13 protein-coding genes and 1 pseudogene are annotated in these 13,413 nt (G+C 64.1%); 1 reads left to right on the top strand and 13 read right to left on the bottom strand.

The genetic code is table 11. The annotated features are described in order from the left end of the window. Window positions 1-85 precede the first annotated feature (85 nt). The 9 genes and pseudogenes from BRAGE_RS0144970 to BRAGE_RS56310 form a co-directional block, all read right to left on the bottom strand. Window positions 86-1,258: a phosphoserine transaminase gene (locus tag BRAGE_RS0144970; protein WP_027565112.1), complete on the bottom strand. Its 1,173-nt coding sequence runs from the start codon at window positions 1,256-1,258 to the stop codon at window positions 86-88. A gap of 79 nt (window positions 1,259-1,337) precedes the next feature. Then, window positions 1,338-1,544, bottom strand: coding sequence for a hypothetical protein (locus BRAGE_RS0144965; protein ID WP_027565111.1), 207 nt, complete (start codon window positions 1,542-1,544; stop codon window positions 1,338-1,340). Between the two features lie 255 nt (window positions 1,545-1,799). Further along, entirely contained in the window at window positions 1,800-2,264 is a 465-nt protein-coding gene (locus BRAGE_RS0144960) for a GNAT family N-acetyltransferase (RefSeq protein ID WP_027565110.1), read from the bottom strand. Between the two features lie 137 nt (window positions 2,265-2,401). Continuing rightward, a pseudogene (locus BRAGE_RS51235) lies at window positions 2,402-2,991 on the bottom strand (glutathione S-transferase family protein). A gap of 75 nt (window positions 2,992-3,066) precedes the next feature. Beyond that, on the bottom strand, window positions 3,067-3,957 hold the full coding sequence (locus tag BRAGE_RS0144950) for an outer membrane protein (protein WP_027565109.1): 891 nt from the start codon (window positions 3,955-3,957) through the stop codon (window positions 3,067-3,069). 170 nt (window positions 3,958-4,127) lie between these two features. Next, a complete protein-coding gene (locus BRAGE_RS0144945) occupies window positions 4,128-4,964 on the bottom strand; it encodes an outer membrane protein (protein WP_027565108.1) in 837 nt (278 codons plus the stop codon). A 227-nt stretch (window positions 4,965-5,191) separates the two neighbouring features. After that, entirely contained in the window at window positions 5,192-6,442 is a 1,251-nt protein-coding gene (locus BRAGE_RS0144940) for an MFS transporter (RefSeq protein ID WP_027565107.1), read from the bottom strand. 267 nt (window positions 6,443-6,709) lie between these two features. After that, the gene (gene glmM / locus BRAGE_RS0144935) at window positions 6,710-8,056 is read right to left on the bottom strand and encodes a phosphoglucosamine mutase (RefSeq protein ID WP_027565106.1); all 1,347 of its coding nucleotides are present in this window, start codon (window positions 8,054-8,056) and stop codon (window positions 6,710-6,712) included. Between the two features lie 222 nt (window positions 8,057-8,278). Then, window positions 8,279-8,446, bottom strand: coding sequence for a hypothetical protein (locus tag BRAGE_RS56310; RefSeq protein ID WP_167336552.1), 168 nt, complete (start codon window positions 8,444-8,446; stop codon window positions 8,279-8,281). Window positions 8,447-8,550: 104 nt separating this feature from the next. Here BRAGE_RS56310 and BRAGE_RS0144925 point away from each other — a divergent pair, with 104 nt between their 5' ends. Then, window positions 8,551-9,687, top strand: a complete 1,137-nt coding sequence (locus BRAGE_RS0144925) for an alpha-hydroxy acid oxidase (protein WP_027565105.1) — start codon at window positions 8,551-8,553, stop codon at window positions 9,685-9,687. 227 nt (window positions 9,688-9,914) lie between these two features. Here BRAGE_RS0144925 and BRAGE_RS0144920 read toward each other — a convergent pair whose 3' ends face one another. From BRAGE_RS0144920 to BRAGE_RS0144905, 4 genes are all read right to left on the bottom strand, one after another. Further along, window positions 9,915-10,856: an IS110 family transposase gene (locus BRAGE_RS0144920; RefSeq protein WP_028146463.1), complete on the bottom strand. Its 942-nt coding sequence runs from the start codon at window positions 10,854-10,856 to the stop codon at window positions 9,915-9,917. Between the two features lie 291 nt (window positions 10,857-11,147). Further along, window positions 11,148-11,753, bottom strand: coding sequence for a hypothetical protein (locus BRAGE_RS0144915; RefSeq protein ID WP_027562979.1), 606 nt, complete (start codon window positions 11,751-11,753; stop codon window positions 11,148-11,150). 98 nt (window positions 11,754-11,851) lie between these two features. Beyond that, complete coding sequence (locus tag BRAGE_RS0144910; protein ID WP_027562980.1) at window positions 11,852-12,478, bottom strand: hypothetical protein; 627 nt, start codon at window positions 12,476-12,478, stop codon at window positions 11,852-11,854. Between the two features lie 56 nt (window positions 12,479-12,534). Continuing rightward, window positions 12,535-13,368, bottom strand: coding sequence for a shikimate dehydrogenase (locus BRAGE_RS0144905; RefSeq protein WP_027562981.1), 834 nt, complete (start codon window positions 13,366-13,368; stop codon window positions 12,535-12,537). Between the last annotated feature and the right edge of the window lie 45 nt (window positions 13,369-13,413).

Here is a 13,413-nt window from a genome sequence, read left to right as displayed (position 1 = left end):
AAGTGCTCGCGGAGAGAGCCCCTCACCCGGATCGCTGCGCGACCCGGCCTCTCCCCGTAAGAACGGGGAGAGGCGAAGAAAACAACTACGCCGCCTTGGCGAGCGCGGCCTTGGTCTCGGCGAAGGCCCAGTCGATCCACTGCGTCAGCAGCTCGACGTCCTTTGCTTCCACCGTGGCGCCGCACCAGATGCGCAGGCCGGCCGGCGCATCGCGGTAATAGGCGAAGTCGTAGCCTGCGCCTTCCTTCTCGACCAGCGCCACCAGCTTCTTCGAGAATTCCGCCTGCGCGTCGTCGGAGAGCGAGGTGATCGCGGGATCGGTGAACTTCAGGCACACCGAGGTGTTGGAGCGGATCGAGGCGTCCTTGGCCAGGAAGTCGATCCACGGCGTCTTCGCCTTCCAGTCGGCGAGCACCTTGGTGTTGGCGTCGGCACGGGCGATCAGCGCCTTGAGGCCGCCGATCGACTTGGCCCAGTTCAGCGCGTCGAGATAATCCTCGACGCAGAGCATCGACGGCGTGTTGATGGTCTCGCCGACGAAGATGCCTTCGTTGAGCTTGCCGCCCTTGGTCATGCGGAAGATCTTCGGCAGCGGCCAGGCCGGCTTGTAGGTCTCGAGCCGTTCAACGGCGCGCGGCGACAGGATCAGCATGCCGTGCGCGGCTTCGCCGCCGAGCGCCTTCTGCCAGGAGAAGGTGACGACATCGAGCTTGGCCCAGTCGAGCGGCTGCGCGAACGCGGCGGAGGTTGCGTCGCAGATGGTCAGGCCTTCGCGGGTCGCGCTGATCCAGTCGGCGTTCGGCACGCGCACGCCCGAGGTGGTGCCGTTCCAGGTGAAGACGACGTCGCTCGCAGGGTCCACCTTCGAGAGGTCGGGGATCTCACCGTAAGCCGCGTTCAGCTTGGTGACGTCCTTGAGCTTCAATTCCTTGACGATGTCGCTGACCCAGCCCTCGCCGAAGGATTCCCAGGCGAGCGTGGTGACGGGCCGTGCACCGAGCAGCGACCACAGCGCCATCTCGACCGCGCCGGTGTCGGAGGCCGGCACGATGCCGATGCGATAATCGGCGGGCACCTCAAGCACTTCGCGCGTCAGATCGATCGCGAGCTTGAGCTTGGTCTTGCCGACCTTCGCGCGATGCGAACGGCCGAGCGCTGCGTCCTTGAGATTTTGGGCGTTCCAGCCGGGGCGCTTGGCGCAGGGGCCGGAGGAGAAATGCGGCACGGTCGGCCGCGAAGCGGGCTTCGCTACAGTCATGATCTACCCTTCCAGATAGTAAGCCTCCCGTTGGGGGGAGGTGTCCCGCCGCGGCTGATACGGGAATCGGGCAGACCAGTCAAGAAAGTTCCGGCGGCTCACGGCGGAGTGATGGCGGCTCGGCTGCGATATCGGGGGATTCAACCGGCGTGAGCGCATTCAGCAAGTCCGTGGCCTCGCTGATCAATTGCGCGGCCCGGCGGCGGCTGCTCACTTTCAGAATGCACTTGTCATTGGCCTGCACAACGTAGCCGTTGCCGACCTTGATCATGGAATAGCTTGTCATCGAAATCCCCGAACCGACCGAGCCCGGTGTCTGACGCTGCCTAGCACCGTTCGTTCCTGCTGAAACGTGAACGACGGGCGGGTAGTTTATCAGCTCTTAAGATGAACGAACGCGCGATCCGATTGTGCAGCTTATGCAATGTCCGCGACCAGAGCCCCATTCCGATACAATCGGAATGGGGCTCTGGATTTTTCTATTGACGCGTTTTCTTGATGCGAACCGGTATCCACTTCGCTCGAAAACGCTCCTGCTGCCTCAAAAGCGGACAGTCATGCCGACGTGACTGCGTGAGAATCCGAGACGCTCGTAAAAGCGCTGTGCATCGACGCGGCTCGCATGCGTCAGCAATTCGACCAGATTGCAGCCGCGCGCCTTCGCTTCCGCGATCGCCCATTGCACCAATTGCTCGCCGATGCCGCGGCTGCGGCAATCCGAAGCAACGCGGACATCCTCGAGCAGTCCGCGCACGCCGCCTTGCGAGCTGATGCCTGCGAGCACCGCGAGTTGCAGGCAGCCGACCACCCTGCCCTCGCTCTCGGCCACCACGAGCGTCAGGTTCGGATCGTGCGCGACCCGCTCGAACGCCGCGTAATAGGACGCAGGCAGCGGATCCTCGACGCGCTCACGCCCGCGCCCGAGATGATCGTCGGCGAGCATCTCAACGATCGCCGCGACGTCCTCGCGGCGCGCGGGACGGATGGAGACGGACTTTTCGTTCATATCGAAACTCCAGCCTAGAGCGCGATGAGATCAGGATCGTCATCTCGCTTAGCTTGTTGTTTGCGCATGATCTCCGCGCAAACGCGTTCCGCGTTTGTCGCGAGGGAAAACCGCTGCGCACTTTTCCGGATCATGCTTTAGCGTGCCGGCGGCAGGCCGAGAAAAGCCTCGGCCTCGCCGATCCAGCGGCGGACGGCCGCATGACGGCCGAGATCGAAGCCGCCTTCATGCGCAACGCGGGTATAGGCGAGCAACGAGACGTCGGCCAGCGACATTGCCTCACCGGCGAAGAAGCGGCTGCCGGAAAGATGCTGCTCCATGCGGTCGAGTGCCGCATAGCCGCGCTTGACCTTTTCAGGGTCGAGCTCGGAGGCAGCCTTGCCGAGGTAGACGATGAGGAAGCGGCACACCGCGATGTAGGGCTCGTGACTGTACTGCTCCCAGAACAGCCATTCGTCCATCTTGGCCGCCGTGAAGACCTCGCGCGGGATCAGCGCGCTGTCGCGGGCGAGTAGCGGATGATGGCGTTGGACTGCGCCAGCGTGCGGCCGTCGTCGAAGGCGACGGTCGGCACCTGGCCGGCGCCGTTCATCGCCAGAAATTGCGGCGTGCGCGTCTCGCCTTTGCGGGTGTCGATCTCGATCCACTGATAGGGCACCGCGAGCTTGTCGCAGACCCACTTCACCTTCAGACAATTGCCGGAATTGCTGTCGCCGTAGATCTTCATCGCTGCCGCCCCATTTTGGAACGACAGAGCATCAGGACAAGGAGAGCCTGTCAACCGCGGCGCAGCGAGGCCGTGTCAGAACTTGTAGCCAACGCCGAGGCGCGCATTGTTCAGCGTCACCGACGTGTTCATGACGGGCGAGAACCGGACGTACTCGTACTCGATGCGGGCGAAGAGCCCATCCCAGATGCAGTATTCGAGGCCGAGGCCGGCGGTCCAGCCGACCGCGAAGGTGTTGGTCCGATGCTGGCCCTGCGTACCCGATTGCGACGGAACAGGTACCCACGTCGTTCCGATCGTGGTGTTCTGGTTGCCGAAGATGTCCGTTGTCGTCACGTCCGTGCGCAACCGCACGTCGCTCGTCACCGTGCGGGTGATGTCCATCCGTCCGACGGCAGCGCCAAAGAACGCGTAGGGCATGAAGGGTCCGCCGTCCCAACCGGCGCGGCCGCGCAGCGTGATCATGTCCTTGACCTGGGCCGTGGCGGTGCCGGTGAGCGAGACGGCATAATTGTGGGTGATGCCGGCCGGCCGTACCTCGCCGGCCGGGTTGACGATCACGAGCGCGTTGGAGCCGGTCGATCCCGTCGAGAGGTTGCCGAAATAGCTGTAGGTGCCTTCGAGACTGAGAATGGCATCGTACCACTGCCAATTGCGGCCGATGAAGCCGCCGTAATTGACGCCTTGCGTGTTGGCCTTTTGCAGCAGCGACCACGTTGACGTCGGCCCCTGCAGCACACTGTCGCGGAAGATGTAGTTGGTCAGGCCGACGACGCTCTGGCCGAAATCGGTCGCGTCGGCCGTGTAGCCGGCGGTGCCGCCGACATAGAAGCCATCCCAATTGTGGCTCGTCCTCGACAGACCGTCGGTGACGCTGCCGCGCAGGATCGGCAGATCCGGCATGTCGGCCGCGTGCGCGGCAGATACCGTCCCCAACATCGCCGCCGCCAACAAAAGCCCACGCATCGCAACGCTCCAAATAAACTCGAACTTTCGCCATGATCATGGCTCGTTAACCTTAACCAATGGTTGCGCTGGAGCTTTTCGTCGCCGCGAAGCCATGAAAAATACGCAAAGCAAAACGGCGCGGGATGATCCCGCGCCGTTAAGAGAGTTTAACCGGTGGGCTTGAAGGATCAGCCCTTGGTGACGAGCGGCGGCGGCACGTAGGCCGGCGGGCTGTTGAGATCCCAGCGCACGCCGAGCTTGACGTCGTGCGACGTGATTTCCTTGACTTTGATTGTCGAGGGGCCCGAGATGCTGTTGTCGTAGGCGCGGAAGTTGCCGGGATTGGCGTCGCCGAGATCCATGTAGCTGTAGGCGAGTTCGACGGTGAAGCCGGGGGTGACCTTGTAGGCGAGACCGGCGTGGGCGGCCCAGGCGAAATTCCACTTACCGTTGTCGGCGAAGTAGGTCACGCTGTTGCTGAGGCCACCGGGATTGATGCGGGTGCCGTCGTCACGGAAGCCGCTGAGCTTGTTGTAGGAGCCGCCGACGCCGGCGCCGATGAACGGGGTGATGCACCACCAGGTGCCGAGGTCGACATAGGCGTTGGCCATCACGACCCACTCGGACTTGCTGCCGGAGTAGTTGTTGGCCTCGAAATCGGTAGCGCTGAGCGTGACGTTGTCCGAGCCGTGCAGATTGGCTTTGCCGCGATACTGTCCAATCACGTCGGCGCGGAACCAGTTGTTGAAGCGATAGCCGACGCCGAGGTCGAACAGCGGCGAGGAGTCGAAGCCAAGGCCCACGGTCTGGGTGGGGAATTGCTGCGCGGTCGCGCTGTCGATGCGCTTGGCGCTCTGGTTGGTCATGCCGATGTCGCCCCGGAGATACCAGCCACCGAAATCGGCGGGCGGAGCCGGCGGCGCGTACATGGGAGGCGGCGCCGCGATCGGCATATCGGCGGCAAACGCCATCGACGAGATCAGGGATGCCGCACCCGCGGCAAGGAGAGACTTAACGCTACGCATTGGCTTCGTCCTTATGGCCGGTGAGGCAAAATGCAGACGCCCCACGTTCTGGAAACTCACGGGAGGACGATGGCACCAAATGCTTAAGCGCCACTTAACCCTAATTTTTAAGGTTGATATTTTCTCACTGCACACGCGGATGCAGCGCGAGCGTTGCAAAAATGCCAGCGCTCAGGACCGCAATTGCTAAGGATGTATGAAGCCGCAACGCTGCGGCGCAGATTTTGTTAACGCGCGTGCTGCGGCAGTTTTGGCAGGAACACGGCAAGCAGGCCGATCGCCGGCAGGTACGCGCAGACCTGATAGACGAACGCGATCGAGGTGTGGTCGGCGAGCTTGCCGAGCACGGCGGCGCCGAGGCCGCCGATGCCGAAGGCGACGCCGAAGAACACGCCGGAGATCATGCCGAAGCGGTGCGGCACCAGCTCCTGCGCGAACACGATGATCGACGACGTCGTCGAGGAGATGATGAGGCCGATGATCACTGACAGCACCGCGCTGGTGTAGAGCCCGGCATAGGGCAGCGCCAGCGTGAACGGCAACGCGCCGAGGATCGAGATCCAGATCACGATCTTGCGGCCGAAGCGATCGCCCAGCGGACCGCCGAAGAAGGCGCCGACCGCATTCGCTGCGAGGAAGATGAAGAGATAGATCTGGGCGGCCTGTGTCGACACGCCGAAACGATCGATCAGGTAGAAGATGTAGTAGCTCGACAGGCTTGAGACATAGAGCTGCTTCGAGAACAGCAGCGCCACCAGCACGAGCAGTGCCACCGCGACGCGGCGCGAGCTCGGGCCGCCTGGCTGGGTGTGGGCCGGCGCAGCTTTCTTCGCCGTGATCTGCGGTGCGTACCAGCGGCCGATGCGCCAGAGAATGACAATGGCGAGAAACGCGATCGACGAGAACCAGGCGATGCTGCCCCGCCCGAACGGCACCACGATCAGCGCGGCCAGCACCGGCCCCATCGAGGTGCCGAAGCTGCCGCCGAGCTGAAACACCGATTGCGCAAAGCCGTAGCGGCCGCCCGAGGCGAGCCGCGCGATGCGCGCCGATTCCGGGTGAAACACCGCCGAGCCGAGACCGACCAGCGCGGCGGCGACGAGGATGACGAGATATTGGTGGGCGGCGCTGAGCAGCAGCAGGCCGAAGAAGGTCGAAGCCATGCCGATCGCCAGCGAATAAGGCTGCGCCTTCTTGTCAGTGTAATGCCCGACCACCGGCTGCAGCAGCGAGGCCGTGAACTGGAACGCCAGCGTGATCATGCCGATCTGCGCGAAGTCGAGCGCATAGGTGTCCTTCAGGATCGGATACACCGAGGCGATCAGCGACTGCATGGTGTCGTTGAGAAAGTGCGAGAAGCTGATGCCGGCGAGCACAACATAGGCCGGCCCCGCCGCCTTGGCGACGGCGGGCGCGACATCGCTGACGACGACGGGCTCGGTCAGCGTTTCCTTGGAGACGACGACAGGCTTGTTCAATGGAGCATCCCGGCAGGCGCGGCGAACCGCCGCATCCACTCATTACGATGCAGGCGGTGGCGGAACCAGCGCCAATCGCAAATGGCTGGAATGCGTGGGTCTTACCCTCTCCGCGAGTCCGATATCGTAGGGTGGGCAAAGGCGCATTTGCGCCGTGCCCACCATCTCTCTGATACGGCGACAGACGTGGGCACGCTTCGCTTTGCGCTACCCTACGATACTGCCCGTGGGATGAGATCGCCCCACGCCGCTCGCGCTTGAAGGACCTTACGCCGCCGCGGCCTGGCCCAGCGCGGAGACGATGGTGTCGACGACGTCCTCGACCAGGATGCGGTCCTCGCCCTCGCCCATGACGCGGATCACGGGCTCGGTGCCGGAGGAGCGGATCAGGAGGCGGCCGTGGCCGTTGAGGCGCTTCTCGCCGTCGGAGATCGCTGACTTGACCTCGGAATCGTCGAGCGGCTTGCCGCCCTTGTGGCGGACGTTCTTGAGGATCTGCGGCAGCGGATCGAAGCGGTGGCAGACTTCCGACACCGGGCGGCGCAGCTTCTGCACCACCGCCAACACTTGCAGTGCGGCGACAAAACCGTCGCCGGTGGTGGCATAGTCGGACAGGATGATGTGGCCGGACTGCTCGCCGCCGAGATTGTAGCCGCCGCCCAGCATCTGCTCGAGCACGTAGCGGTCGCCGACCGGCGTGCGCACGAGATCGAGCCCCTGCCCTTTCAGGAAGCGCTCGAGGCCGAGATTGGACATCACGGTCGCGACGATGCCGGGCCGCGACAGGCGTCCGTCTTCCTTCCAGCTCTGCGCGATCACCGCGAGCAGCTGGTCGCCGTCGACGACATGGCCGCGCTCGTCGACCAGGATGACGCGATCGGCATCGCCGTCGAGCGCGATGCCGATGTCGGCGCGCATCTCGCGCACCTTCTTCGACAGCGCTTCCGGCGAGGTCGAGCCGCAATCCTTGTTGATGTTGAAACCATCGGGATCGACCCCGATCGGCACCACGTCGGCGCCCAGCTCCCACAGCGCTTCCGGCACCACCTTGTAGGCGGCGCCATGGGCGCAGTCGACCACGACGCGCAAGCCGTCGAGCGAGAGGTCGCGCGGCAGCGTGCGCTTGGCGAATTCGATGTAGCGGTCATGCACGCCGTCGATGCGGCGGGCGCGGCCGAGGCTCGCGCTCTGCGCAAGACGCTTCTCGATGGGCTCGTCGAGCAGCTGCTCGATCTGCTTCTCGACGTCGTCGGAGAGCTTGAAGCCCTGCGGGCCGAACAGCTTGATGCCGTTGTCCTCGAACAGATTGTGCGAGGCCGAGATCATCACGCCGAGATCGGCGCGCATCGATTTGGTCAGCATCGCCACCGCGGGCGTCGGCATCGGGCCGACCAGCAGCACGTCCATGCCCACCGAGGTGAAGCCCGCGACCATCGCATATTCGATCATGTAGCCGGACAGGCGGGTATCCTTGCCGATCACGACGCGGTGGCGGTGATCACCGCGCTGGAATGCAAGGCCCGCGGCCTGGCCGACCTTGAGCGCGAGCTCCGGCGTGATCAGTCCGTTGGCGCGGCCCCGGATCCCGTCCGTCCCGAAATATTTGCGACTCATATCGTCCCCCAGAGCAACAACCAGGGGACCCCTCTACAACCACGGGCTGCCCGTTCGGGCCCCGCATCCCTGATTTGCTGAGGGTCTTATAAGCCCAACGCGGTCAACTTGGCTTCAAAAAATGTGATCAATCGTTACGGAACAGGGGTACTCCCTCCGTCGATAAGGGGTTGTTAACATTATATTTCCTGCCGCAGCGCCGCAATCGGAGTGGAACCCGGCCTAGCCCGAGCGCTTGACATGGCCATCGTCGCGGCTCGGCGGCGGCTGGGTGACGTTGACGGGATCGGAGCCCGGGAAGGTCTCCTCCAGCCCCTCTTCCAGTGCGTCCTCGAGGGCCTGTTTCTCCTTGATCTGTTCCGGCGAAGGTCCCGTCTGCGGCTTCGTCATGGCGCCCTCCTCTCAAACGATTTGGCTGTGCATCCAACCATGCTAGATGACCCCTCAATCATCCGATGCAAGACTTCCGAGACGAGACGGGCCGGGGAACGTTCATGAAGCACATCACCTGTATCGACGATCTTCGCGCGCTGCATAAGCGCCGCGTGCCGAAGGCGTTCTTCGACTATTGCGACCGCGGTTCCTATGCCGAGGAAACGCTGCGCGCCAACCGCGAGGACCTGCAGGCGATCAAATTCCGCCAGCGCATCCTGGTCGACGTCTCCAAGCGCGACACCTCGACCACGATTTTGGGCGAGCCCTCGACCATGCCGCTGATCCTCGCGCCGGTGGGCCTGCTCGGCATGCAGCATGGCGACGGCGAGATTTACGCCTGCCGCGCCGCGCAGGCCGCCGGCATCCCGTTCACGCAATCGACCATGTCGATCTGCTCGATCGAGGACATCGCCGCCAATGTCGAGAAGCCGTTCTGGTTCCAGCTCTACGTCATGAAGGACCGCGGCTTCATCAAGGAGCTGATCCAGCGCGCCGCCGCCGCCAAGTGCAGCGCACTGGTGCTCACCGTCGACCTGCAGGTGATCGGCCAGCGCCATGCCGACATCAAGAACGGCATGACGGTGCCACCGGAATGGTCGCTATCGAAGCTTTTGGACTTCGCCAGCAAGCCGGCCTGGGTCTCGGGCGTGCTGCAAGGCAAGCGCCGCACCTTCGGCAACATCGCAGGCCACGTGAAGAACACCGAGGATCTCAACCGTCTCGCCGAATGGACGGCATCGCAATTCGACACGTCGTTGAACTGGAAGGACGTCGAGTGGGTCCGCAGCATCTGGCCGGGCAAGCTCATCATCAAGGGCATTTTGGACGTCGAAGACGCCGAGGAAGCGGCGAAGACCGGGGCGCAGGCGCTGGTGGTGTCGAACCATGGCGGCCGCCAGCTCGACGGCGCGCCATCCTCGATCGAGGTGCTGCCGGAGATCGCGGATGCGGTCGGCGACAAGATGGAGATCATGTTCGACGGCGGCATCCGCTCCGGCCAGGACGTGATGCGCGCGCTCGCGCTCGGCGCCAAGTCCTGTATGATCGGCCGTGCCTATGCCTATGGGCTCGGCGCCGGCGGCCAGGCCGGCGTCGCCAAGGCGATCGACATCATCCAGAAGGAGCTGCTGACCACGATGGGTCTGTGCGGCGTCAACCGGATCGACGAGATCGACGATCATATCATTGCGGTGTAGCCGCAGCGGCGGTGCCGTAGTGCCGTAGGGTGGGCAAAGCGTAAGTGTGCCCACCAACTTTCCTAGAGCGAGAGAAGACGTGGGCACGGCGCAAGTGCGCCTTTGCCCACCCTACCGGTTCTCGGCGTAATCGAAGATCGCGGCCACAATCTCCGCTGTCGTCCCGGACAAGCGTAGCCTTGGCAACGCGTAGCGTTGTCCGGGGCGGAGCGCCGATCCGGCAACTGTTATGTTGGGTTGGCTTTCAGGTACGGCTTTCTGTCACGCATCATGGCATTGAGGACCGTTAGCAGCTTCCTGGCGACGGCAATGAGGGCGAGCTTGGCTGGTTTGCCGGCCCGTCGCAGCCGTGCGTAGAAGGCCTTGAACGGATCGGCCCTGCGAACCGCGTTGAGCGCAGCCATGTAGAGGGCGTCACGGACGCGCTTTCGGCCGCCGGCAATCTTGCGTTTGCCGCGGAAGGCTCCGCTGTCGACGTTGAAGGGAGCCAGGCCGGCGAGCGCCGCGATCTGCTTGGCTCCCACATGTCCGAGTTCCGGCATCTTCGCGATGAGTTGCATGCAAGCCACGGGACCCACGCCAGGCAGTGAGCGCATCAATCGCGCATCGTCCGCAATCTCTCGCTCGGCTTTGATTAGTCCCCTGATGTCGGCCTCGATCTCGGCGATCTCGCCGTCGAGGACTTCAATGAGGCGACCGATGCGCTCGGCCATGGCACGGTCGTCGGTCTCGCTGCGCCGGTTCTTCTCCTGCGCGCGCATGCGAACCAGCTGATCTCGCCGTTTTGCAAGTCCCGCCAAGGCGTTGCGGGCGGGATTGGCAGTCGGCTCCGTTGCTGGCTGCATGGCCCGCGCAAAGGCTGCCAGCATTCGCGCGTCGATCGGGTCGGTCTTGGCGAGCTGCCCGCTGGCGCGCGCGAAGTCACGAGCCCGGGCCGGGTTGATCCGGGCGAAACGGATGCCGGCCTCGCTCAGCGCTTCGCGAAGCTCGAGGTCATAAACACCCGTGGCCTCGAAGACGACCAGCACATCGCATCGCCAACGCGCCGCGATCTGGGTGATGGCCTGCGTCGCGTTGGCGATGCGCTCCGGCACGCCCAGGCCTTCATCGAAGATATCGAGATATTGTTTGGAGACGTCGATTCCGACGCAACGAAGGGGTATGATCACGGTGCCTGTCCCTGTGATGCGAGGTCTGTTGGCGCAGCCTCGTGCAACTGTTCAGGTTGGTAATGGAACGGGCGGGAGACCGAGCCGGCTCACGGCGTCAAGCGCCAAGGACCCAACGGCTTCCCGCCCAACCCATCCTGACAGACTTCCAAGACACAGGGACCCATAACCACAGGGAGTGGTTTGGCGAAGACTCGGAGTTGCCAGCCTCCGCCTCACGCCTCCCTGCGGTTATGGGTCCCTGCTTTCGCAGGGACGACAGCGAGGACGTGGCTGCAGCTCGCGCACCCCTCACATCGGCGGCGTGATCCCGTCCCGCCCGACATTCACCCGGTTCGCCTCCAGCGAGCCGTCCTCCTTCTTCGCCGCGCCGAAGATGATCAGCTTGGCACCGGGCTTCACTTCCGATTTGTCGCTGGCAACGAAGGTGACGATGGGCGTCTCCGGCGGCACCACGACTTTCTTCTCGCCGTCCTTGTATTTCACCGTGATGTTCTGGCCGTCGGTGCCCTTCACCGTCTGCGCCACGGTCGCGTTGGTCATCGTCGAGTTGGCGCGGGCGTCCCAGGGGCGGAAACCTTCGGCGGCGCCGCGCTGGTTCTCCGGGAAGATGTGCACGGCAATCGCCTTCTGGGTGCCGTCGGGCTCGGGCATGGCGGTGACGCCGATATAGGAGCCTTCCTTGATCTCGGAGAGCTCGGTCTTCACCACGGCGAAGACCGCGACGTTGTCCGTCATCTTCACCTTCACGTCGCTGCCCTCGCGGGTCTTGATGCCGAGCGTGTTGCCGTCGACGCTCTCGATGGTGCCGCGGATGCGGACCGTCGGCGCCTGTTGCGCCGAGGCGGATGAAACGGCGATAAAGGTGGCGAATGCAGCCACGGCGGCGCGTGGCATCCAGATGGTCAGTGTCGGCATGGCCTTGTCCCTCCAGGACGTTGCGGTGGTCAGACACGGCAACCCCGCGTAACCACCGCTATTCCATGCTCGGCCGATCACATCGGCGGGGTCAGGCCGTCGCGGCCGACGCTGACGCGGTTGGTCTCGAACGAGCCATCGGGCAGTTGCTTCATGAAGGCGATGACTTTCGCGCCGGCCTTCAAATCGGATTTGTCGCCGGGCACGAAGGTCACGACCGGCGTGTTGTCGGCGACGAACACCTTCTTCTCGCCGTCCTTGTACTTGACCAGCAGCGTGTGGCCGTCATTGCCGACGACGCTCTCCGAGACCGTGGCGTTGGTCATGCTGGAGTTGGGCTTGAGGTCATAGGGCCGCGAACCTTCGCCGGTGCCGCGCATGCTCTCAGGAAACACATGCACCTCGACCGCGTTCTGGCCGCCGTCCGGTCCCGGCACGGTGGTGGCGCCGACGAAAGAGCCGACCTTGATGTCGGCGAGTGAAATCTTTGTAATGCCTGAAACGTTGACGTCAGGCGCGATGCGCAGCTTGACGTCTTCGCCGCTGCGCGACTTGACCTGCATGGTGTCGCCGTTGACGCTCTCGATCGTGCCGCGCACGCGCGTCGGCACCGGCGCCTTCTGCGCGAAAGCATAGAGGGTGGAAGCGGCCACCATCGCAACAGCGATGAGCGGGCGCGTGAAAGTTTGGCGTTGAACGGTCATGACGGTCTCCGATTGTCCCCACGGATGGAGAACGCCGAAGAGTGCCGACTATTCTCTCAAGTCTTTGTGAGATCAGCCTCGACCAATGCGCGCAGCTCGGCCGTCACCTCGGGCCTGCGGCCGAACCACAATTCGAAGCCACGCACCGCCTGGTGCAAGAGCATGCCGAGCCCGTCGGCGGTCTTGAGCCCGCGCGCTTGCGCGGCTCCAAGCAGCGGCGTCACCAGCGGGACATAGACGAGATCGGCGACGACGGCCTCGTTCGGCAGCCGCGCGACATCGACATCGAGTGACGGCTGGCCGTGCATGCCGAGCGAGGTCGTGTTCACGAGAAGTTTTGCGCGCGGCAGCACGTCGTTGACCGCGTCCCACGTAACGGGATGCACGTTCGGCCCGAACTGTCCTGCGAGAGTCTCTGCCCGCGCGATGGTGCGATTGGCGAGATGGATGCGCTTGATGCCGCGCTCACGCAGGCCGAACACGACCGCGCGCGAGGAACCGCCGGCCCCGAGCACCAGCGCTTCCTCCGCTTTGTCCCAGCCGGGCGCGCTGGCATCGAGATTGCCGATGAAACCCTCGACATCGGTGTTGGTCGAACGCAACTCGCCGTCTTCGAACCACAGCGTGTTGGCTGCGCCGACGGCTTTCGCACGCGCATCGGGTGTCGAGAGCGCGAGCACCGCTTCCTTGTGCGGGATGGTGACATTGGCGCCGACAAAACCGCGCAGCGACAGCCGCAGCACGAAATCGCGCAAATCGTCGGGCGGAACCGCCTCGATGACATAGCCGCCGGCGATGCCGAGCGTGCGCAGCCAATAATGATGGATCAGCGGCGAGCGCGAATGCGCGGCCGGCCATCCGATCAAGCAGGCTGCGGGAGCCTTGGTCACTGTCGTCGTCTCCTTGGGGTCGTATTTGGAGGCGATCCATTTCGC

It is taken from the genome of Bradyrhizobium genosp. SA-4 str. CB756, from assembly GCF_000473125.1.
GTDB lineage: Bacteria > Pseudomonadota > Alphaproteobacteria > Rhizobiales > Xanthobacteraceae > Bradyrhizobium > Bradyrhizobium arachidis.
This window is presented reverse-complemented; position numbering and strand designations above follow the sequence as displayed.

Excerpts from the sequence above, each read along its gene's own strand:
- BRAGE_RS0144960 (WP_027565110.1), bottom strand. The coding sequence starts at position 2,264 with ATGAACGAAAAGTCCGTCTCCATCCGTCCCGCGCGCCGCGAGGACGTC.
- BRAGE_RS0144965 (WP_027565111.1), bottom strand. The coding sequence starts at position 1,544 with ATGACAAGCTATTCCATGATCAAGGTCGGCAACGGCTACGTTGTGCAG.
- BRAGE_RS56310 (WP_167336552.1), bottom strand. The coding sequence starts at position 8,446 with ATGACGAAGCCGCAGACGGGACCTTCGCCGGAACAGATCAAGGAGAAA.
- BRAGE_RS0144925 (WP_027565105.1), top strand. The coding sequence starts at position 8,551 with ATGAAGCACATCACCTGTATCGACGATCTTCGCGCGCTGCATAAGCGC.
- BRAGE_RS0144970 (WP_027565112.1), bottom strand. The coding sequence starts at position 1,258 with ATGACTGTAGCGAAGCCCGCTTCGCGGCCGACCGTGCCGCATTTCTCC.
- glmM (WP_027565106.1), bottom strand. The coding sequence starts at position 8,056 with ATGAGTCGCAAATATTTCGGGACGGACGGGATCCGGGGCCGCGCCAAC.
- BRAGE_RS0144945 (WP_027565108.1), bottom strand. The coding sequence starts at position 4,964 with ATGCGTAGCGTTAAGTCTCTCCTTGCCGCGGGTGCGGCATCCCTGATC.
- BRAGE_RS0144910 (WP_027562980.1), bottom strand. The coding sequence starts at position 12,478 with ATGACCGTTCAACGCCAAACTTTCACGCGCCCGCTCATCGCTGTTGCG.
- BRAGE_RS0144915 (WP_027562979.1), bottom strand. The coding sequence starts at position 11,753 with ATGCCACGCGCCGCCGTGGCTGCATTCGCCACCTTTATCGCCGTTTCA.
- BRAGE_RS0144950 (WP_027565109.1), bottom strand. The coding sequence starts at position 3,957 with ATGCGTGGGCTTTTGTTGGCGGCGGCGATGTTGGGGACGGTATCTGCC.